This is a genomic window from Neoroseomonas eburnea (assembly GCF_018129005.1).
In the GTDB taxonomy this organism is placed as follows: Bacteria; Pseudomonadota; Alphaproteobacteria; order Acetobacterales; family Acetobacteraceae; genus Neoroseomonas; species Neoroseomonas eburnea.
The window spans coordinates 73,916-95,051 of record NZ_JAAEDL010000023.1; the positions used below are offsets into that span (position 1 = coordinate 73,916).

At 69.8% G+C, this 21,136-nt stretch carries 17 protein-coding genes; 12 read left to right on the forward strand and 5 right to left on the reverse strand.

Annotated features, from left to right (window positions below; translation table 11 throughout):
• Positions 1–17 precede the first annotated feature (17 nt).
• The 6 genes from GXW74_RS20290 (at position 18) to GXW74_RS20315 (ending at position 8,574) form a co-directional block, all read left to right on the forward strand.
• Positions 18–1,304 (forward strand): ABC transporter substrate-binding protein, encoded by a 1,287-nt coding sequence (locus GXW74_RS20290; RefSeq protein WP_211848372.1) that lies wholly within the window; start codon positions 18–20, stop codon positions 1,302–1,304.
• Positions 1,304–2,140, forward strand: a complete 837-nt coding sequence (locus GXW74_RS20295) for an ABC transporter ATP-binding protein (protein WP_246523743.1) — start codon at positions 1,304–1,306, stop codon at positions 2,138–2,140. The genes GXW74_RS20290 and GXW74_RS20295 overlap by 1 nt, the downstream gene beginning before the upstream one ends.
• A complete protein-coding gene (locus tag GXW74_RS20300; RefSeq protein WP_456306991.1) occupies positions 2,137–3,789 on the forward strand; it encodes an acyl-CoA synthetase in 1,653 nt (550 codons plus the stop codon). Before GXW74_RS20295 ends, GXW74_RS20300 begins: the two co-directional genes overlap by 4 nt.
• Before the next feature lie 14 nt (positions 3,790–3,803).
• Positions 3,804–4,976, forward strand: coding sequence for an isovaleryl-CoA dehydrogenase (locus GXW74_RS20305; RefSeq protein WP_211848373.1), 1,173 nt, complete (start codon positions 3,804–3,806; stop codon positions 4,974–4,976).
• A 62-nt stretch (positions 4,977–5,038) separates the two neighbouring features.
• Entirely contained in the window at positions 5,039–6,583 is a 1,545-nt protein-coding gene (locus GXW74_RS20310; protein ID WP_211848392.1) for a carboxyl transferase domain-containing protein, read from the forward strand.
• Between the two features lie 5 nt (positions 6,584–6,588).
• A complete protein-coding gene (locus tag GXW74_RS20315) occupies positions 6,589–8,574 on the forward strand; it encodes an acetyl/propionyl/methylcrotonyl-CoA carboxylase subunit alpha (RefSeq protein ID WP_211848374.1) in 1,986 nt (661 codons plus the stop codon).
• Here the strand turns inward: GXW74_RS20315 and GXW74_RS20320 are convergent.
• From GXW74_RS20320 to GXW74_RS20330, 4 genes are all read right to left on the reverse strand, one after another.
• On the reverse strand, positions 8,534–8,998 hold the full coding sequence (locus tag GXW74_RS20320; RefSeq protein WP_211848375.1) for a hypothetical protein: 465 nt from the start codon (positions 8,996–8,998) through the stop codon (positions 8,534–8,536). The genes GXW74_RS20315 and GXW74_RS20320 overlap by 41 nt on opposite strands.
• A gap of 70 nt (positions 8,999–9,068) precedes the next feature.
• On the reverse strand, positions 9,069–12,293 hold the full coding sequence (locus tag GXW74_RS20325) for an error-prone DNA polymerase (protein WP_338148288.1): 3,225 nt from the start codon (positions 12,291–12,293) through the stop codon (positions 9,069–9,071).
• Positions 12,290–14,056 carry a Y-family DNA polymerase gene (locus GXW74_RS28080; protein ID WP_338148289.1) on the reverse strand — a complete coding sequence of 589 codons (1,767 nt, stop codon included), beginning with the start codon at positions 14,054–14,056 and terminating at the stop codon, positions 12,290–12,292. The genes GXW74_RS20325 and GXW74_RS28080 overlap by 4 nt, the downstream gene beginning before the upstream one ends.
• Positions 14,053–14,796: an ImuA family protein gene (locus tag GXW74_RS20330; RefSeq protein ID WP_211848377.1), complete on the reverse strand. Its 744-nt coding sequence runs from the start codon at positions 14,794–14,796 to the stop codon at positions 14,053–14,055. The genes GXW74_RS28080 and GXW74_RS20330 overlap by 4 nt, the downstream gene beginning before the upstream one ends.
• 207 nt (positions 14,797–15,003) lie before the next feature.
• Here GXW74_RS20330 and GXW74_RS20335 point away from each other — a divergent pair, with 207 nt between their 5' ends.
• Both GXW74_RS20335 and cysE read left to right on the forward strand, forming a co-directional pair.
• Positions 15,004–16,026: a cysteine synthase A gene (locus GXW74_RS20335; RefSeq protein WP_246523747.1), complete on the forward strand. Its 1,023-nt coding sequence runs from the start codon at positions 15,004–15,006 to the stop codon at positions 16,024–16,026.
• Between the two features lie 16 nt (positions 16,027–16,042).
• Positions 16,043–16,696: a serine O-acetyltransferase gene (gene cysE, locus GXW74_RS20340; RefSeq protein ID WP_211848378.1), complete on the forward strand. Its 654-nt coding sequence runs from the start codon at positions 16,043–16,045 to the stop codon at positions 16,694–16,696.
• Positions 16,697–17,064: 368 nt separating this feature from the next.
• Here cysE and GXW74_RS20345 read toward each other — a convergent pair whose 3' ends face one another.
• Positions 17,065–17,286 carry a DUF1127 domain-containing protein gene (locus GXW74_RS20345; protein WP_211848379.1) on the reverse strand — a complete coding sequence of 74 codons (222 nt, stop codon included), beginning with the start codon at positions 17,284–17,286 and terminating at the stop codon, positions 17,065–17,067.
• Positions 17,287–17,402: 116 nt separating this feature from the next.
• Here GXW74_RS20345 and GXW74_RS20350 point away from each other — a divergent pair, with 116 nt between their 5' ends.
• From GXW74_RS20350 to GXW74_RS20365, 4 genes are all read left to right on the forward strand, one after another.
• Positions 17,403–18,287 carry a LysR substrate-binding domain-containing protein gene (locus tag GXW74_RS20350; protein WP_211848380.1) on the forward strand — a complete coding sequence of 295 codons (885 nt, stop codon included), beginning with the start codon at positions 17,403–17,405 and terminating at the stop codon, positions 18,285–18,287.
• Between the two features lie 78 nt (positions 18,288–18,365).
• Positions 18,366–19,334 (forward strand): tripartite tricarboxylate transporter substrate binding protein, encoded by a 969-nt coding sequence (locus tag GXW74_RS20355; RefSeq protein ID WP_211848381.1) that lies wholly within the window; start codon positions 18,366–18,368, stop codon positions 19,332–19,334.
• Between the two features lies 1 nt (position 19,335).
• A complete protein-coding gene (locus GXW74_RS20360) occupies positions 19,336–19,920 on the forward strand; it encodes a D-sedoheptulose-7-phosphate isomerase (protein WP_246523749.1) in 585 nt (194 codons plus the stop codon).
• Positions 19,917–20,888 carry an NAD-dependent epimerase/dehydratase family protein gene (locus tag GXW74_RS20365; RefSeq protein ID WP_211848382.1) on the forward strand — a complete coding sequence of 324 codons (972 nt, stop codon included), beginning with the start codon at positions 19,917–19,919 and terminating at the stop codon, positions 20,886–20,888. Before GXW74_RS20360 ends, GXW74_RS20365 begins: the two co-directional genes overlap by 4 nt.
• Positions 20,889–21,136: the final 248 nt, after the last annotated feature.

Genomic DNA, 21,136 nt, shown 5'->3' on the forward strand with positions numbered 1-21,136 from the left:
CAAGGAGGAAACGAGACATGAGGCTTCCGCTGCCACTGCTTGCCGGGGCGCTGCTCGCCGCCGGTCCGGCGCTTGCCCAGGCGCCGATCCCTGTCGGACATCTGATGGACAATTCCGGGCCGACATCGGATGTGGGCGTACCCTACGGCCAAGGTGTGGCGGATACGCTCGCCTGGGTGAACCAGACGCGCAATGGCGTGGCCGGGCGACGGCTCGCGGTATCGGGCTATGACTACGGCTACCAGGCGCCGCGCGCCGTCAGCCAATACCAGTCCTGGGCGCAGCGCGAACGCGTCGTCGCGATCCAGGGATGGGGCACGGCGGATACTGAGGCCCTGGTACGGTTCGTGACGCGGGACCGCATTCCCTACATCTCGGCCTCCTACTCCGCGGCGTTGACGGATGCCGGCGGTCGGTCGGGGCGCCAGGGTGTCGAGGCGACGCCGTTCAACTTCTTCTATGGCCCATCCTATTCCGACGCGCTGCGCGGCATGCTGCAATGGGCGGCCGATGATTGGCGGGCGCGTGGCCAGCAAGGGCGGCCGCGCTACGTCCATATGGGCGCCAACCACCCCTATCCGAACAGCCCGAAGGAAGCCGGCGAGGCGCTCGCGCGCGAACTCGGCTTCGAGGTGCTGCCGGCGATCCAGTTCGCGCTGACACCGGGCGACTACACGGCGCAATGCCTGACGCTGAAGAACCAAGGCGCCAACTACGCTTATCTCGGCAATACGGCGGGGTCGAACATTTCCGTGCTGCGGGCCTGCCAGACCGTCGGCGTGCAGGTGCAGTTCCTCGGCAATGTCTGGGGCATGGACGAGAACGCCATGAAGGCGGCCGGCACCGCGGCGGACGGTGTCGTCTTCCCGGTGCGCACCGCGGCGGTCTGGGGCGGCACCGGGCCGGGGATGGACACGATCCGCACGATCAGCCGCGTGTCCGACCAGGCGGGCACAGCCTACCGGCCCGTGCACTACCTGGCCGGCGCCTGTGCCGCGATGCTCATGGTCGAGGCGATGGAGACCGCGGCGGCGAATGGTGGTCAGGTGAATGGCGTGCGCATCCGTGACGGCTTCTATGCCCGGCGTGACTGGGTGCCGAACGGCTTCCAGGGCGTGTGCAACCCGTCCACCTTCACCGACACCGACCATCGCGGCACGATGCGCGTCGCGCTCTATCGCGCTCGTGTCACCGGCAACACGGCTCAGGGATCAGTCCAGGAATTGATGGCGGCGGGCACCATGTCGCTGCAGCCCGTCACCACGATCGAGCTGCCTCGCCGCGCTGACTGGCTCGGCTGGTGATGTCCGCGGCGGCCGCGCAGCAGCCCGGGATGCGGCGGGAGACCGCCGCGCCCCTCCTCGAGGTGAAGAACATCGAGGTGGTCTACAGCGAGGTCATTCTCGTGCTGCGCGGCCTCTCGCTCGCGGTGCCGAAGGGCGAGATCGTCGCGCTTCTGGGCGCCAACGGGGCGGGGAAGTCCACCACGCTCAAGGCCATCTCGGGGCTGCTCAAGACCGAGGAAGGGGAGGTCACGCGAGGCGACATCCTGTTCGATGGGGAGCGCCTGAACGGGATCGATCCCGACCGCATCGTGCGGCGCGGCATCTTCCAGGTGATGGAAGGCCGGCGGATCATCGCCGACATGACGTGCCTCGAGAACCTGCGGCTTGGGGCGTTCACGCGTGACGACAACGAGGTCCGCCGTGACATCGACATGGTCTACGAGTACTTCCCCCGCTTGCGGGAGAGGACGGGCCTGGCCGGTTACCTCTCGGGTGGGGAACAACAGATGCTGGCGATCGGCCGTGCGCTGATGGCACGGCCGAAGCTGATCCTGATGGACGAACCCTCGATGGGCCTGTCGCCGCTGCTGGTGAAGGAGGTCTTCGGCATCATCCGCCGGCTGAACCGTGATCTCGGCATCACCATCCTGCTGGTCGAGCAGAATGCCCGCATGGCGCTGTCGGTCGCGTCCTACGGCTATGTGATGGAGCAGGGGAAGGTCGTGCTGGACGGCACGGCGGCGGCGCTGGCCGAGAACGAGGACGTGAAGGAGTTCTACCTCGGCGGCCACGGTGCGGAACGGAAATCCTTCCGCAACCTGAAATCCTACAAGCGGCGGAAGCGTTGGCTGTGAGCGGCACGGGGCTGCTTCCCGCGGCGACGACCTATGAAGAGATGGTGCGCCGCTTCCGCTGGGCGGTGCCCGAGGCCTTCAACATCGCCGAAGCCTGCTGCGACCGGTGGGCGGATGGCAGTGGGCGTGTCGCGCTCATTCACCTCCGCGCGGATGGCGGGACCGAGCGGATCACCTTCGACGTTCTGCGGTCGACCTCCGCGCGGTTCGCGCATGTGCTGGAGGCGTATGGCATCGGTCGCGGCGATCGCGTGGCCGTGCTCCTTCCGCAGGGACCCGAGGCAGCGCTGGCGCATCTCGCGATCTATCGGCTGGGCGCGATCGCCGTGCCGCTCTTCCAGCTCTTCGGGCCCGATGCGCTCGAGTTCCGGCTGCGCGATTCCGGCGCGGCGGCGATCATCACGGATGATGTGGGCCTGGCTCGCCTCGCGCCAGTGCGTGAGCGGCTGGGCGAGCTGCGTCTCGTGCTCAATGCGGACGGCGCGCGCCCCGGGGCGAAGTCGCTCTGGGCATTGGCCGAGCAGGCCAATGACACATATCCGGCAGTGCGCACGGCGGCGGACGATCCGGCCCTGATCATCTACACTTCCGGCACGACGGGCGCGCCGAAGGGGGCGCTGCACGCGCATCGGACGCTGCTCGGCCATCTGCCTGGCGTCGAGATGCCGCAGGAGCTGTTCCCGCAGCCTGGCGACCTCTTCTGGACGCCGGCCGATTGGGCGTGGATCGGCGGCCTGCTGGACGTGCTCCTGCCATCGCTCTTCCATGGTGTGCCGGTGCTGGCCCACCGCATGGCGAAGTTCGATCCGGAACGCGCCTTAGGGATCATGGCGAAGCATGAGGTGCGCAACGCCTTCCTGCCGCCGACCGCACTCAGGATGATGCGCCAGGTCGTCGATCCCGCGCGCTTCGGTCATAGGCTGCGCAGCATCGGCAGCGGCGGCGAGACGCTGGGGGCGGAGACGCTGGAATGGGGCCGCGCCGCCTTCGGCCTGACCATCAACGAGTTCTATGGGCAGACCGAGTGCAACGTCGTCGTCTCCAACTGCGCCGGCCTGATGCCTGTCCGGCCCGGCTCCATGGGACGTCCCGTGCCGGGGCATGACGTCGCAATCCTCGACGCGGAGGGCGTCCCCTGCGGTCCTGGCGAGGCCGGTGTCATTGCCGTTCGTCGGCCGGACCCAGTGATGTTCCTGCGCTACTGGAACAACCCGGAGGCGACAGAGGCGAAGTTTCGCGGAGATTGGCTCCTCACCGGCGATACGGGAGCGGTGGACGACGCCGGCTATCTGCGGTTCGTTGGCCGCGATGACGATGTCATCACGTCCGCCGGCTACCGCATCGGTCCTGGTGAGGTCGAAGACTGCCTGCTTAAGCACCCGGCGGTGGCGCTTGCCGCCGTCGTGGGGCTCCCGGATGCACTCCGCACCGAGGCGGTCACGGCCATCATCGTCCCGCGCGAGGGTGTCGCGCCCGGGGCAGCGCTGGCCGCCGAGATCCAGTCCTTCGTGCGCAACCGTCTGGCTGCGCACCTTTACCCGCGCCGAGTCGTCTTCGCTGTGGACCTGCCATTGACCGCGACCGGCAAGGTCATGCGCGGTACGCTGCGCAAGACGCTTGGCAAGGCTGCCGCCGGCGGCGATCCTTGACTGCGAGGTGACCGATGCTCGCGAACCAGATCCCCACCCTTGACTTCGGCCTCGGCGACGAGGTGGACATGCTGCGCGACAGCGTCCGTTCCTTCGCCGCAGAGCGCATCGCCCCGATCGCCGCCGAGATCGACCGCACCGACGAGTTTCCGCGCCATCTTTGGCCGGAGATGGGCGCGCTCGGCCTGCACGGCATCACCGTGGAGGAGGAGTATGGCGGTGCCAACATGGGTTACGTCGCGCATTGCGTGGCGATGGAGGAGGTCAGCCGCGCCTCTGCCTCGGTCGGCCTCTCCTACGGCGCGCATTCCAACCTCTGCGTGAACCAGATCCGCCGTTGCGGCACGGAGGAGCAGAAGCGCCGCTATCTGCCGAAGCTGATCTCCGGCGAGCACCTTGGCGCGCTGGCGATGAGCGAGCCCGGTGCGGGCAGCGACGTGGTCAGCATGAAGCTGCGTGCGGAGAGGCGCGGCGACCGCTACGTACTGAACGGCACGAAGATGTGGATCACCAACGCGCACTATGCCGAGACGATGGTGGTCTATGCCAAGACCGACCCCGAGGCAGGGCCAAAGGGCATCACCGCCTTCATCGTCGAGCGCGACTTCAAGGGATTCCGACCGGCGCAGAAGTTGGACAAGCTCGGCATGCGCGGCTCCCCTACCAGCGAACTGGTGTTCGAGGAGTGCGAGGTGCCGGAGGAGAATGTCCTTGGCCAGGTCGGCGGCGGCGTTCGTGTGCTGATGTCAGGTCTCGACTACGAACGGGCCGTGCTGGCAGCGGGACCGCTCGGCATCATGCAGGCCTGCCTCGACCTGGTGGTGCCCTATGTGCATGACCGCAAGCAGTTCGGCCAGGCGATCGGCGAATTCCAGCTCATCCAGGCCAAGCTGGCGGACATGTACACGACGCTGAGCGCCTGCCGTGCCTACGTCTATGCCGTAGCCCGCGCCTGCGACCAGGGGCGCACCACGCGCAAGGACGCCGCCGGCGCGATCCTCTTCGCGGCGGAGGCGGCGACCAAGGCCTCGCTCGATGCCATCCAGATCCTCGGCGGCAATGGCTACATCAACGACACCGCGACCGGCCGGCTGCTGCGCGATGCGAAACTCTATGAGATAGGCGCCGGCACCAGCGAGATCCGCCGCATGCTGATCGGGCGCGAACTTTTTCGGGAGACCGCGTGAGCCACGTCCTGTCCTCCGCCGTCGAGACACGGTCCGACGCCTTCCGCGCCAATGCCGCGACGATGCGTGCGCTGCTCGACCAGCTCGCGGCACGTACGGGGGAGGCGGCCCTGGGTGGCCCGCCGGCGGCACGGAAGAAGCATCTCGGCCGCGGCAAGCTGCTGCCGCGCGAGCGGGTGGAGCGGCTGCTCGATTCCGGCGCGCCCTTCCTGGAACTCTCGCCGCTTGCCGCGCACGGCATGTATGGCGGGGAGGTTCCCGGCGCCGGCATGATCACCGGCATCGGTCGTGTCTCCGGCCGCGAATGCGTCATCGTCGCCAATGACGCGACGGTGAAGGGCGGCACCTACTACCCCATTACGGTGAAGAAGCACCTTCGCGCGCAGGAAATCGCGACGCAGAACCGCCTGCCCTGCATCTACCTGGTGGATTCCGGCGGGGCGAACCTGCCCAACCAGGATGAGATCTTCCCCGATCGCGAGCATTTCGGCCGCATCTTCTACAATCAGGCGCGGATGTCCGCCGCCGGAATCCCGCAGATCGCAGCCGTGATGGGTTCCTGCACCGCGGGCGGCGCCTATGTGCCCGCGATGTGCGACGAGGCGGTGATCGTGCGGGAACAGGGCACGATCTTTCTCGCCGGCCCGCCCCTGGTGAAAGCCGCTACAGGCGAGGTGGTCAGCGCCGAAGACCTCGGCGGGGCCGATGTTCACACCCGCCTGTCGGGCGTGGCCGACCACTATGCCGCGGACGACATGCATGCGCTCGGCATGGTGCGGCGGATCGTCGGCAATCTGGGGCGTCCCACGCGTGCCGTGCTCGACACCCGCGCGCCCGCGCCGCCGCGCTACGATCCGGCGGAACTCCACGGCATCATCCCGCCCGACCTCCGCACGCCCTTCGATGCTCGGGAGATCATCGCCCGCATCGTGGACGGATCGGAATTCGACGAGTTCAAGCACCGCTACGGCACCACTCTGGTCTGCGGCTTCGCGCGCATCTGGGGCATGCCGGTCGGCATTCTGGCGAACAACGGCATCCTGTTTTCGGAATCCGCGCAGAAGGGCGCGCATTTCATCGAACTCTGCTGCCAACGCGGCATCCCGTTGCTGTTCCTGCAGAACATCGCCGGCTTCATGGTCGGGCGGAAATACGAGGCCGGCGGCATTGCCAAGGACGGTGCGAAGCTCGTCACGGCCGTGGCCTGCGCCAATGTCCCGAAATTCACCGTCATCACCGGCGGTTCCTTCGGCGCGGGAAATTACGGCATGTGCGGCCGCGCCTATTCACCGCGCTTCCTGTTCACCTGGCCGAACTCGCGCATCTCCGTCATGGGTGGGGAACAGGCGGCGAGCGTGCTGGCCACGCTCCGGCGCGACAACATCGAAGCCCGGGGCGAGAGCTGGAGCGCCGAGGCGGAAGACGCCTTCAAGGCGCCGATCCGCGAGAAATACGAACGGGAAGGAGACCCCACCTACGCTACCGCGCGCCTGTGGGATGACGGCATCATCGACCCGGCCGATACGCGCGACGTGCTGGGCCTCGCCATGGCGGCGGCGCTCAACGCCCCGATCGAGGAGACACGCTTCGGCGTGTTCCGCATGTGACGACGATGTTCCGCAGCCTGCTCATCGCCAATCGTGGCGAGATCGCCTGCCGGATCATGCGCACCGCGCAGCGCATGGGAATCCGCTGCATCGCGGTGTTCAGCGAGGCCGATGCGAAGGCGCTGCACGTGGCGCTGGCCGATGAGGCGCACCCGATCGGCCCCGCGGCGGCCAGCGATTCCTACCTGCGGGCGGACCGCATCATTGCTGTCGCCAAGGCCGCCAGTGCGGACGCCATCCATCCCGGTTACGGCTTCCTGTCGGAGAATGCCGATTTCGCCGAGGCTTGCGCGGCGGCCGGCCTCGTCTTCGTGGGCCCGCCGGCCGGGGCGATCCGCGCGATGGGCAGCAAGGCGGAATCGAAGGCACTGATGGTCGCCGCCGGCGTGCCCGTGGTGCCGGGCTATCACGGCGACGACCAGTCCGAGGACCGCCTCGCGACGGAAGCCGCGCGCATTGGCTTCCCGGTGCTGATCAAGGCGAGCGCCGGCGGCGGCGGCAAAGGCATGCGTCCGGTTCACAGCGCGGCGGATTTCCTCGACGAACTCGCAGGCGCCCGGCGTGAGGCGAAGGCGGCATTCGGCGACGGCCGCATGCTGCTTGAGCGCTACCTGCAGAAGCCGCGTCATGTGGAGGTGCAGGTCTTCGCCGACCGGCACGGCCATACGGTGCACCTCCACACGCGCGACTGCTCCGTTCAGCGCCGCCATCAGAAAGTGCTGGAGGAGGCGCCGGCCCCCGGCCTCTCGCCTGCGTTGCGCGAAAGGCTGCACACGGCCGCCGTCGCTGCCGCGCGGGCGGTCGGCTACGTCAATGCCGGCACGGTCGAGTTCATCGTCGAAGGCGATGACGCCTTCTTCATGGAGATGAACACGCGGCTTCAGGTCGAGCATCCCGTCACCGAGATGATCACCGGTCTCGACCTGGTCGAATGGCAGCTCCGCGTCGCGGCCGGGGAAGCCCTGCCGGAGCACTGGCCACCCGAGCCTGACGGCCACGCCGTCGAGGTGCGGCTCTACGCCGAGGATCCGGCCGAGGATTTTCGTCCCTCGGTGGGCAAGCTGCGCCGTTTCCTCGCGCCGGGGCAATCCGGCAGTGTCCGCGTGGATACCGGTGTGCGCGCGGGCGATGCGATCACGCCCTTCTATGACCCGATGATCGCCAAGGTGATCGCCGCCGGCCACGACCGCCCGGCTGCGCTGGAACGGTTGTCCGGCGCTCTGGCCGATACGCAGATCGGGGGGCTGGCGACGAATCTCGGCTTCCTGCGCCGCCTGGTGGCGCATCCGGCGATGCGTGCGGCCGAGCTCGATACTGGCTTCGCTGCACGCTACGCGCCGGCTCTGATCCCGACGCCGAGGGAGGCGCCGGCGGCAGCCCTGGCCGGCTTCGCGGCAGCGTACCTGGCGCGGCTTCGTCTCGATGCGCCGGGCACGTCGCCGTGGGATCTCTGCCGCGGATTCCGGCTGTTCGGCACGGCGGAGGAGTTGATCCTCCTCCGTGACGGCGCACGCTCGCGTCGCATCCTGGTGCGCGAGCGCCGGGGCGATGCCGAGGCGATCGTGGATGGCGGGTCGCCGATCCTCATCGACGCCGACCTCACGCTCGGGCTGCGCGCCTCCGTGGACGGCATCTGGCACCCGGTGCCCTTCACGTTGGATGACGGTGTCGTCAGCCTCGCCTTCGCCGGCGAGGAATACACCTTGCGCCTGCTCGACCCCTACGCCCCGCTGGGCGGGGAAGCGGCGGCGGAAGGGCGGTTGTCGGCACCCATCCCGGGGCGCGTCGTGCAGGTGCTCGTCGCGGTCGGAGACCGCGTCGTGCGCGGTCAGGTCGTCGCGATTCTCGAGGCGATGAAGACGGAACTGCGCATCGCCGCGCTGGCGGACGGCATGGTCGCCCATATCGGCTGCGCCGCGGGCGACAGCGTGGAGGAGGGGACGGAGATCGTCACCCTCGCGCCGCCGGACGAGGGCGCATCGCCTCCCTGATCGGGTGGCGCAGCAGCAGGCCGGCGCGGCGCAGGGCGCTGCCCAGGTGGATCGCCGCCGGCATGGCGGCATAGGCGGCGCGCAGTGGCAGCAGGCGGAGCAAGGCGGCCAGCGCCTCGCTGCGCGCGCCCCGCTGGGCCAGGGCGCAGGCGAGCAGCAATGCCGCTTCCTGCGGCGCGACGCGCAGGCAGAAGGGACAGCCCGCCGCGACAGGGGCGGCGCGCAGCAGCGCATCGAGCGGCGGGGCGGCGGGGGCAGCCTCCTCCGCTACCAGGACCAGATGGGCGGCAGGCAGGGGTGGGGCCCCGGCGCGGGCGGCGGCGTACCACGCCCGGACAGCATCCAGCACCAGGCGCTCGGCCTGGGGCAGGGCGTCTGCCTCGGTGCCGGCCCAGGGCCAGTCGGGAAGTCCGCTGGTGCTCATCAGGGGCTCCTCTCGCTGCGCGAATGGCATGATTAGAGCAAATGAGAATGATTCGCAATAACGCCGTGCCTCAATGGAAATCCCGGCTGGGTGGCAGGCGCAGCCGCGGGCGGGGGGTGGCGCGATAATCCGGGTGCCGCACCTCGTCCGCCCGGGCCATGGCGCCTTCCCAACCCGCCTCCTCCAGCAGATGGAGGCCTTCGAGCAGGTCCGAGCGGTCGCTGACGTGGCCGATCAGCAGGTGGATGATCGGCACTTCGGAGGCGTCGTGCCTCTCCACCGTCCCTTCCGCGAGGATGAGGCGCGCGGCGACGACCGTGGCACGGAAGCGTTCCGCGACATCAGGGTACATGATCAGGTTGGCGATGCCGTGCTCGTCCTCCACGGTGAAGAACACCACGCCCTTGGCGCTGCCGGGGCGCTGGCGCACCAGCACGAGGCCTGGCAGGCGCAGCTTCTGTCCTTGCCGCGCCGCCGCCAATGCGCGCGTGTCCGCCAGGCCGAGCGCGTCCAGTTGCGGGCGGAGCAGGGTGAGCGGATGGGCGCGCAGGGTCAGCCCCGTGCTGGCATAGTCGAGCACTGTCTGCTCCCCCGCTGTTGCGCGCGACAGGCGGGGTGCTGCCTCGGCGCCGTCATGCGCGGCGAGCGGCGGCGCCGGTCCCGACAACGCGGCGGTATCCCACAGCGCCGCGCGACGGCTGCGGTCGAGGCCTCGGAAGGCATCCGCCCGGGCCAAGGCGTCCAGCGCCGCGCGGTCGGGCCGCGTGCGGTTCGCCAATTCGGCGATCGAGGCGAAGGGACCGCCCGCCGCGCGAGCCTCGACGATGCGCTTCCCCGTTTCCGCGGCCAGATCCGCCACCAGGCGGAAGCCGAGCCGTAGCGCCAAGCCCTCGGCGCTCTCCCGGTCAGGTTCCAGGGTGCAATCCCAGTCGCTGTGGTTCACGTCGATCGGCCTGACCCGCACGCCATGGTTCCGTGCGTCCCGGACGAGTTGGGCCGGTGCGTAAAAGCCCATGGGCTGGCTGTTGAGCAGGGCGCAGGCGAAGATCGCGGGGTGGTGGCACTTCACCCAGGCGCTGGCATAGACCAGCAGGGCGAAGGACATGGCGTGGCTTTCGGGGAAGCCGTAGCTGCCGAAGCCCTCGATCTGCTGGAAGCAGCGTTCGGCGAAGTCCTGCGGGTAGCCGCGCCGGAGCATGCCGGCGATGAATTTCTCCTGGAACAGCGCGACCTTGCCCTCGTTGCGGAAGGTCGCCATGGAGCGGCGCAACGCATCCGCTTCGGTCGGCGTGAAACCGGCCGCGACGATGGCGATCCGCATCGCCTGTTCCTGGAACAGCGGCACGCCGAAGGTGTGTTGCAGGACGGCCCGCAGCTCGTCCGGATCGCCGTGGGTCGGGGCGGGGATGTCCGGCTTCTCGATCCCGTCGCGGCGACGCAGATAGGGATGCACCATGTCGCCCTGGATCGGACCCGGGCGGACGATCGCCACCTCCACCACCAGGTCGTAGAACTTCCGTGGCTTGAGTCGCGGCAGCATGTTCATCTGCGCGCGGCTCTCCACCTGGAAGACGCCGATCGCGTCGGCCTTGCACAGCATCTCGTAGACCTGGGGGGCCACGGGCTTCAGGTCGCGCAGCGCGATGCGCCGGCCGTGGTGCCGCTCGATCAGCTCGAAGCCCCGGCGCAGGCAGGTCAGCATGCCGAGACCGAGCACATCGACCTTCATGATGCCCAGCGCCTCGATGTCGTCCTTGTCCCATTCAAGGGTGGTGCGGTCCTCCATCGCCGCGCTGGTGACCACGGCGAGCTCGACGAGCGGCCCCTCGGTGATGACGAAGCCGCCGACATGGGTGGAGAGGTGGCGGGGAAAGTCCTGGATCTCCTCCGCGAGTTCGACCGCCATGGCGAGCCGCGGATCGCCTGCCGCGTCTAGCCCCTTCTCGGCCGCGACCTCGGCCATGTCACGATCCCCGCGCGGCCCCCAGACGGCCTTGGCGAGGCTGGCCGTGATGTCTTCCGTCAGGCCGAGCGCCTTGCCGACCTCCCGGATCGCGCCGCGCGGCCGGTAGCGGTTCAGCGTGGCGCAGAGCGCGGCGCGGTCGCGGCCGTAGCGGTCATAGATGTGCTGGATGACCTCCTCGCGCCGCTCGTGCTCGAAATCGACGTCGATGTCGGGCGGTTCGTTGCGGGCCGTGGAAAGGAAGCGGGCGAAGAGCAGGTCGTGCGTCTCGACATCCGCCGCGGTGATGCCGAGCACGTAGCAGACCGCCGAATTCGCCGCCGAGCCACGGCCTTGGTAGAGGATGCCTTTGCTCTCCGCGAAGCGGATGATCTCGTGCACCGTCAGGAAATAGGGCGCGTAGTCGAGCTGCGCGATCAGCGCGAGTTCCTCATCAAGCAAGCGGCGCAGCTTTTCGGAAGGGCCCTGCGGCCACCGCTCCGCCAGTGCCTCCGCCACGCGTGCCTTGAGCGTCTCCTGCGCGGTGCGGCCCGCATCGAGGACCTCCTTCGGATATTCGTAGCGCAGGTCGTCGAGGCTGAAGCTGCAGGCCTTCACCACACGCAGCGTGTTTTCGACCGCGTCTTCATGGCCGCGGAACAGCCGCAGCATTTCGGCCGGCGCCTTCATGTGCGCCTCGGCATTCGCTTCCGCCGCGAAGCCCAGCGCATCGACCGTTGAGCGCAGCCGGATGGCGGTGAGCACATCGGCCAGGCGCCGCCGCTCCGGCGCGTGGTAGCGCGTGCCGCCGGCCGCGAGCAGCGGCACGCCGAGCCGCGCCAGCGCATCGAGCCGCTTCCGGTCATCGCCGCGGAAGCGGTGCGCGACGGCGCAGAACATCGGCAGGGCGAGGTGCGGGCGCAGTGTCGCCGAATCCTGCTGCAGGCGCACGGCGAAGGCGGCGCCGATATCCTCCGGCGCGATCAGCGCCAGCACGCTGCCCTTCGCGTGCCGGATCAGTGCGTCGCGGTCGATGCGGCATTCGCCCTTGGGGGCGGCCATGCGCCCTTCCGAGAGCATCCGCGTCAACCGCCCATAGGCGGCGCGGTCACTCGGCCAGGCGAGATAATCGCAGCCATCCGTGAGGCAGAGCCGCGTGCCGGGCAGGAAGGGCAGGCCTTCCTGCCGCGCCGCCACATGCGCCCGCACCACGCCGGCGAAGGAATTGCGGTCCGCCACGCCGACCGCCGCATGGCCGAGCGCCTTGGCCGCTTCCGCGATCTCATGCGGATGCGACGCGCCTTCCAGGAAGGAGAAATTGGTCAGTGCACCGAGTTCGGCGAAGCCGGTCACGGCAGGTGGCCGTGCAGGGCCCAGCGGGCCGTCTCTCCGGGCTCGGCCAGGCCGATGCGGCAGATCCAGAGGCGCGCGCCGGAGGCCAGTTCCACCCGGTAGTAGTCGCGCAGCTTGCGGGCCGGCCGAGCGGGACACCCCGCGGAGCCTGGCCTCGCAGGGACCCCGTCGCGCCACCATTCCGGCTCGAAGCGCTCCGGCCCCTCGGCGCGGATCACGCGCAGCGCCTCCCGCCCGATTCGCAGCAGGGAAGGCGGCGCATCCGGCAGCAGCGCCATGGCACTTATATAAGGAGGGCGGCGCAGCAGCCGGACCGGCCGCGGCCGGGCGGCCCAGCCTTCCGGCGTCTCCACCTCCTCGAAGGCGCCGATGCGGCGTACCGCCCGTTCCGGCCAATGGGAGGCCTGCGGCGCCAGCCGCCAGACCGCCAGCCGCTGCGACAGGCGGTCGAGCAACTGTGCCAGCTCCTCCCGCCGCGCCGAGCGCCCCGCAATGCCCAGCCCGTCCTGCACCCCGGTCAGTGGGTCGGTCGTCGGCGCTTCCAGCGTGAGCCGATCGAAGCCGCAATCCGGCGCCAGGCGTTCCAGCTTCCCGTGGAACAGCCGCGCGAGATGTCCCGGGTCGCGCGAGGCGAGGCCGGTGCCGATCGCGACTTCCTGCACGTCGCCATCCACCCGATGCGCCCGCAGCAGCATCCGTCGCGCACCGCGCCCGGTTTTCCGCAATGCGCGGCACAGGTCTTCCAGCAAGCCGCCAAGGGCTGCCTCGATCCCCTCCCGCGTCACCACGGGGTCCGCGAAGTCACGGCCCACCGCCATCTCCGGCGGCGGGCGGATCGGCGTGATCGGGCGCGAGGCGCGGCCCAGCGCCTCGTCCAGCATCCGCGCCAGCCCGCTGCCAAAGCGCCGCACCAGGCCCGGCCGAGGCTGGGCGGCGACGCTGCCGACATCGCGCAGCCCGAGACCCTGCAGGGCGCCCACCAGTGCCGGTTCGAGCTTCAGTGCCGCCAGGGACAGGGGTGCAACCGCCGCTTCCTCCTGCCCTGGCGGCACCAGGCCGCCCCATCCAGCCCGCACCAGTGCGACCGCCGCGCCGGTTGTGCCCGCGACGGCGCCGACGACCGACAGGCCCATGCGCGCCAGACGGCTCAGCACCTCCTCCCGCAAAGCAGCCTCACCGCCGAAGAGGTGCTCCGCGCCGGTGATGTCGAGCACCAGCGCATCCTCGCCTTCCAGCCCGACCAGCGGCGTGAAGCGCAGGGCCCAGAGCGCCAGCCGTTCCAGCGCCGCGGTATCGCCGGCCGGGTCCTCCGGCACCAGCAGCACCTCCGGCAGGATTGCCTGGGCATCCGCGAGCGCCTGGCCTTCCCGCAGTCCGGCAGCCTCGGCCTCGGCACTGACCGCCAGCACCAGCCGGCGCGATCCGCGCTGCGCCCAGACGGCGACGGAGCCGGTGAGGCGCAGGCGTTCGATGCGGAAGCAGGGAAGGCGGAGAGCGAGGATGCGGCGCGCTGTGCGGGACGGGCTGCCGGGGGGCCAGCCCCCCGTACCCCCCGCTGGGAGGCCAAAGCCTCCCAGACCCTCGATTCCTTCAGGCGGGGCTGGGCGTGACTGTGCTGCCGATGCTGCCGAGTCCGTCCCTCTCCAGGACCCAAAAAGGGAGGGGCCCGGGGAGCCTGTCGGTTCCCCGGCGGGGGTCCAGGGGGCAGCGCCCCCTGGAGGCACCCCCACCATCCTCGGTGGCCCGCAGCACCGCCGCCTCATGCCCGCCTCCGTGCCGGAGCGTTCCGTGCCGCTCCGTCCTCCGTCACCAGGCTGGCCTGGCCTTCGTGCCAAGTGGCGCGCCAGCCTGCCGGCCGTCCGCCACGGCAGCGCAGCAGATCGAGGCTCCAGGCCGGATCCCCGAGGTCATGCGGGCTCTGGCTGTCAGAGGGTGCGGCGCCGATGCGCCAGCGGGTCAGGGCTGCGGTCGGGGCGGCGTTGTCCTCGTCCGGCCGCAGCAGCAGGCCGAGCACGCCACCGGCCTCGGCGGCGAGCTGCAGGCGGCGGGCGGCGGTGAGGTCGAGCTCGCCCGTGACCAGCAGGGCGGCGCCGACGGCCGGACAGCGGAGGGTTTCCTCCATGGCCCAAAGCGCGTCCTGCCCGCGCGGCGCACGCACCAGCACGAGCTGGGCGGGGGAGAGGCCGAAGCGGGCGAGTCCTGGCGGCCAGGCATCCGGCTCCGGCGCGATCCAGAGGACGGTGCCTCCGGCGCGGGCCAGCACCAGCGCCACGAAGCCGGCGGCGGCGCCGGGCTCGGCGGCGAGGATCTCATGCAGGGCGGCGCGCGGCAGGCCGCCCCAGGGCAGGGCGGAATCGATGGCCGGGGCGAGGGGGATGGCGTCCTCCCCCCGCGTGGCCAGGGCCTCGGCCGCGCCGGCGCGTTCCATGCGCGCGATGCGGGCGCGGAGCGCCGAGATCAGGGCGGGGCGGTCGAGCGGGGCGGGGTTCAGGGGGGTGGTCATGGCCTGGGGGGAGGGCCGCTGATGTTCGCATTATGTTCTCTTATTGCCCGCCCGAAGGTCAAGAAGCGTGGAGGGTTTCGCCCTGAAAGCGCCTGCATGGGCATGGATTTCTGCCATTAAGGCTTTCAGGAGAAAGGATTTCCTGCCCCTTGTCCCGCCGCCTTCGGCACCCGACCATCATCCGCCGAAGCACAAGGAAGCCAGCCCATGGACGCAGTCATGCCCCCCGTCACCGGCATCGTGGACGGCTTCGAAGGGGCGGTCGGCAACACGCCGCTGATTCGTCTGCGCCGGGCCAGCGAGGCGACGGGCTGCGACATCCTCGGCAAGGCGGAGTTCATGAACCCCGGCGGGTCGGTGAAGGACCGGGCGGGACTCGGCATTATCCTCGATGCCGAGAAGCGCGGCCTGCTCACGCCCGGCAAGCCGGGCACCATCGTCGAGGGCACAGCAGGCAATACCGGCATCGGCATCACCCTGGTCGCCAATGCCCGCGGCTATCGCAGCATCATCGTCATCCCGGAGACGCAGAGCCGCGAGAAGATCGACTTCCTGCGCATGATCGGCGCCGACCTGCGCCTGGTGCCGGCCAAGCCCTATTCCGATCCCGGCAACTACGTGCATTTCAGTCGCCGCCTGGCGGAGGAAATGGGCGCCGTCCATGCCAACCAGTTCGACAATACGGCGAACCGCGCCGCACACGAGGCGACGACCGGCCCGGAGATCTGGGCCCAGACGGACGGAAGCGTGGATGCCTTCACCTGTTCCTGCGGCACCGGCGGTTCGCTTGCCGGCGTTGCGCGGGCCCTGAAGGCACGTAAGTCCGGCGTGCGCATCGTGCTCGCCGATCCGATGGGCAGCGCGCTCTATTCCTGGGTGAAGACCGGCACGCTGAAGGCCGAGGGCAATTCCATCACCGAAGGCATCGGCCAGGCCGCCCGCGTGCCGGGCAACCTCGAACCCGACCGCGCGCTGATCGACGACGCCGTGCAGGTGACGGACGAGGAAGCGCTCGAGCAGGTCTTCGACCTGCAGATCCATGAAGGGCTCTCGGTCGGCGGCTCGGCCGGCATCAACGTGGCGGCGGCGATCAAGGTGGCGAAGGCACTCGGGCCCGGTCACCGCATCGTGACGCTGCTCTGCGATGGCGGCGCGCGCTACCAGTCCAAGCTGTTCAATCCGGAGTTCCTGCGCGGCAAGGGCCTGCCCGTGCCGCCCTGGCTCGCCTGACGCTTCGGGGGCATCCATGGAAGTGATCGAGCTCGCCCGCACCATTCGCAGCCGCGACCCGGCGCGACCCTCCTGGCCGGAGGCGATCCTCTGCTATGCCGGGCTGCATGCCGTGCTGTGGCACCGCATGGCGCATGCGCTGTGGCGGGCAGGGCTGAGGGGTCTTGCGCGCTTCGTCTCCCATATCGGCCGCTTCTTCACCGGCATCGAGATCCATCCCGGGGCGCGGATCGGCAGGCGGCTCTTCATCGACCACGGCATGGGCGTGGTGGTGGGAGAGACGGCGGAGATCGGCGACGACGTGCTGATCTATCACGGTGTGACCCTGGGTGGGCTGTCCGGCAGCCCCGGCAAGCGGCACCCCACCATCGGCAGCAACGTCGCGATCGGGGCGGGGGCACAGGTGCTCGGGCCCATCACCGTCGGCGACGGGGCGCGGATCGGCGCGAATGCCGTGGTGACGAAGGATGTACCGCGCGATTGCACCGTGGTCGGCATCCCGGCGCGGCCGCCCGTGGGCTCGACCTGCGCCGACCCGAGCGTGGGTTATGGGCTGACGCACCCGGAGGATGACCCCGTGGGCGAACAACTCGCCGTCATGCGGGCGGAACTTGCCGCGCTGCGGTCGCGGGTCGCGGAACTGGAACGCCAGCCCGTCACGACGCGCTGACCTGCCGATGGGCGTGGTGTCGCCGTCATGGTGGCGCCATCGCGACGCGCTTCGGCGACTGCCTCGGCGCGATGCTTCTGCGTCACGTCGAGGGCGCCGGAAACCGCGACGATGCCAAGGATGATGGTGACGCTGGCCCAGCCGCCCGTGATGGCGGAGACGGCGGCAGCCACCGCAGCACGGCGGTACTCCACCTCGCTCGTGGCCAGGCCGCCTCGGGAGGCCGCGAGGGCGGCGAGCACTTCATCGGGCGCGGCGGCCCGATCGTCGGAGCGGATCGGGGCGGGCATGGACCGGATCCGGACAGAGCCGGATCATCCTGCACCGCCCCGCGTGGCGGGTCTTGCGTTGTCCCAGCGGGTGGCGCCTCAGCGGCGCGGCGGCGCCAAGTCCCACGGCGCGCGGGCGGCTTCCTCGCGCGCCTCCGCCCGGCTGATGCCGATATCGGCCAGCATGCGGCCGTCCATCTCGGAGAGGTGGCGTCGGCTCTCGACTGCCCGCAGGACGCGGGACAGCCAGTCGAACCAGCCGGCGCGGCGCGCTGCGATGGCCTGGACGGGATGGGAAGCGGGAAGGCTGCGGGTCGTCATGGCGGTCCTCCTGGTTGCGCCGGAACGGAAGATCGCAGCGGCAGGGGCATAAGGAAAACGAAATCGCTTGACGTTAAGCATCAACAAGATTGATCAATAAGGCGGAGGGCACTCCCATGCTGGCCATTCCCCCGGGCATCGATCCCGATCTGCTGCGCTCCTTCGTCCTGATTGCGGAGGGTGGATCTTTCACCCGTGCCGCCAATGCGGTCGGACGCACGCAATCCGCCGTATCCATGCAGATCCGCCGGCTCGAGGAGACGCTCGGCCAGCCATTGCTGCTGCGCGGGCCGCGCGGCGTGGAGACGACGCCGCACGGCGCCTGGCTGCTTGAGCGGGCGCGCCGCCTGCTCGCCATGCATGATGAGATCTTCGCCACCTTTCACGCGCCCGCCGTCGCCGGGACCGTGCGGCTTGGCACGCCGGACGACTATGCGCTGCGCTGGCTGCCCGGGATTCTGGCTCGTTTCGCGGAGGTGCATCCGGCGGTCGAGGTGGTCGTCACCTGCGCCCCCTCCAATGAACTGGTCGAACGGCTCGACCGGGACGAGATCGACCTGACACTGCTCTCGGCGGGCAACGAACCGCCGGGGGCCGCGAGCCAGACATTGTGGCAGGCTGGGCTGCGCTGGATCGGGTCCACCTCTCACGCGGCGCACAGGCGCTCGCCGCTTCCGTTGGCGACGGCGCAGCCGCGCTGCCTCTGGCACCGCGCCGCGGTGCGCGCGCTGGACGAGGCCGGCATTCCGTGGCGGGTCGCCTATACCAGCACCTCCCAGACCGGGACGCTGGCGCCCGCGCTGGCGGGGCTCGCGGTGACCATCGGCCTGCCGGGGCCGCTGCCGCAGGGGTTGCGCTTCCTCGGGGCGGAAGACGGCCTGCCGCCGCTGCCGGATTTTTCGATCATCCTGATGCGCGGCCACGCGAACGGGCCGGTGGTGGACACGCTGGCCGAGGCGATCCGGGGCGGCTTCGCGGAGGCCGCGGTCGCCCGGGCTTGAGCGGTGCGGAAGCCCGTGCCATCTGGCCGGGACAGCCCCTTGGGGGGGCCAGAACAGGATCGGGAGGTCCGCGCGCACATGAACCGTCGTGCCTTATTGGCGCTGGCTGCGACCGGCCTTGCTGTGCCGAACGTTCTGCGGGCCCAGGGTGCCTGGCCGGACCGGCCGGTGCGCGTGATCGTGCCCTTCCCGCCCGGCGGGTCCACCGACACCATCGCACGGCTGTTCCAGAGCAAGCTGGCGGAGGAGCTTGGCAAGCCGGTCGTGATCGAGAACCGCGGCGGCGCCTCCGGCTCGATCGGCGCGATTGAGGCGGCGCGCGCTCAGCCGGACGGCTACACGTGGCTGCTCGCCTATGACAATGAGGCGACCAACCAGACGGTGATGCGCCTGCCTTACCGGGCAATGGAGGCCTTCGCCCCGGTCAGCCTGGTGGCGACGGGGCCGCTCGCGCTGGTGGCTCACAGGAATGCGCCGTACCGGACCTTCCAGGACGTGGTGAACGCGGCGAAGTCCGCTCCGGACTCGATCGGCTACGCGACGTCGGGTGTCGGCGGCCTCGCCCACGTCTCGACGACGCTGCTGGCCAGCCAGGCCGGCATCAAGCTGACCCACGTGCCCTATCGCGGCGGCGGGCCCGCCGTGCAGGATGCGGTCGCGGGCAATGTGCCGCTGTTCATGTCGAACGTCGTCATCATCAGCCAGCACATCCGCAGTGGCGTGTTGCGGCCGCTCGGCGTGACGACGCGGCAGGAGACGCGGCATGTCCCGGACGTGCGATCCTTCGCGCAGCAGGGCCTTGGCGATTTCGAGGCGCCGACCTGGTGGGCCTTCCTCGGCCGTGCCGGAACGCCGGAGCCGATCCTACGGAAGATGCAGGAGGCGCTGGTGCGCGCGGTGTCCTACCCCGACGTGAAGGCGAGGATCGAGGAGCAGGGCTGCGACGTGCAGGCATCCTCGCCCGAGATCTGCGGGCGTTTCCTTTCCGCCGAGATCGAGAAATGGGGCCGCGTGATCCGTGCGAACGGCATCACGGCGGATAGCTGAGATGGACGAGGTCGCGCGCTTTGCCGCAATCATGGAGGACGGCGCCGTGCTGCGGCGTCGCCTCGCAACGGAGGCCGTGGCCGCCGTGATCGGCGTGGTGGACGCCTGCGAGGCCACGATCCGCGGCGGCGGGCGGCTGTTCTTCTGCGGCAATGGCGGCAGCGCGGCGGATGCGCAGCACCTTGCGACCGAGCTGCTGGTGCGGCTGCGTTCGCACGTGGAGCGCCCCTCCTGGCCGGCGATTGCGCTGACCCTGGATCCCACCGCGCTCACTGCCGGGGGGAATGATTACGGTTTCGAGCAGGTCTTCGCCCGGCCGCTGTCGGGACTCGGCCGGGCGGGGGACGTGCTGTTCGGCATTACGACCAGCGGGAAGTCGCCCAACGTGGTGCGGGCGCTGGAGACGGCGCGCGGCATGGGGATCGTGACGGTCGGGATGCTGGGCGGGGATGGCGGGCCGGCTCGGGCGCTTTGCGATCATGCGCTGCTGGTGCCAGGCACCGAGACGGCACGGATCCAGGAGGCGCACATTACGCTCGGCCATGCGGTGATGGAACTGCTCGAGGACCGGCTGGTGCAGGCATGACCGTGCTGCTGACCGGCGCGGCCGGCTTCATCGGCATGCATGTCGCCGAATCGCTGCTCGCGCGGGGCGAGCGCGTGATCGGCGTGGACAGCCTGAACGCCTACTACGATGTCCGATTGAAGCAGGCGCGGTTGGCGCGACTCGAAGCAATGCCAGGTTTCGGCTTCATCAATGCCGACATCGCAGACCGCGAGGCGATGCTGCCCCTGGCCGCGGCGCAGGTGGAGGTGACACGAATCGTGCATCTCGCGGCTCAGCCAGGGGTTCGATACTCGCTGGTGGATCCCTTTGCCTATGTCGAGGCAAACGTCATGGGGCACTTGGTGATGCTGGAACTCGCCCGGCGGCTGCCGAGGCTGGAGCACCTTGTCTATGCCTCCTCCTCCTCGGTCTATGGCGGTAATTGCAAGCTGCCCTTCGCCGAATCGGACCGGGTGGATCATCCGGTGTCGCTCTATGCCGCGACCAAACGGGCGGGGGAGCTGATCAGTGAATCCTACGGGCACCTGTTCGGCCTGCCGCAGACGGGGCTGCGGTTCTTCACGGTCTATGGTCCGTGGGGGCGGCCGGACATGGCGCCGTGGATGTTTGCCGAGGCAATTCTCGAGGGGCGGCCGATCACGCTCTACGACGGCGGCCGGCTGAAGCGGGACTTCACCTTCGTCTCGGACATCGTGGCGGGGGTGTTAGGGTGCCTGGATCATCCGGCCCCGGCGAACGCGCCACGGGTCCTGAACATCGGGAACCACCGGAGCGTGGAGGTGCGGCGGTTCGTCGACGTGCTCGAGGAAGCCCTTGGCCGACAAGCCGTTGTCGTCGATGCGCCGCGGCCGGCGACGGATGTCGAGGAAACCTTCGCGGACATCGAGGCGATCCGGGCCTTGTGCGGATACGAGCCGAGCACGCCGATCGAGGTAGGGATCCCTCGTTTTGCGGAATGGTTTCTTTCTTGGCGAAAGGGGGGTTGACCGCCCCCCGGCGCCCGCATAAAAGCCCCCCACGCCGACGACGTGAGCGGTTGACCTTCCGGACTTGATCCGGTAGCCTCTTCCGCCCCGCAGAGACGGTGGCTCTCTGGATCAAATGGCGGCCGCCCGCTGGGGTTGGCCGCTGGTTGGTTCGGGCTTGTTCTTTGACAGTTGCATCGGTTTTGGAAGTGTATGGTTCTTGGCTGTTCCTTGGTTTTTTGGGATGGCTGGGTGCTGGGCTGGAAGAT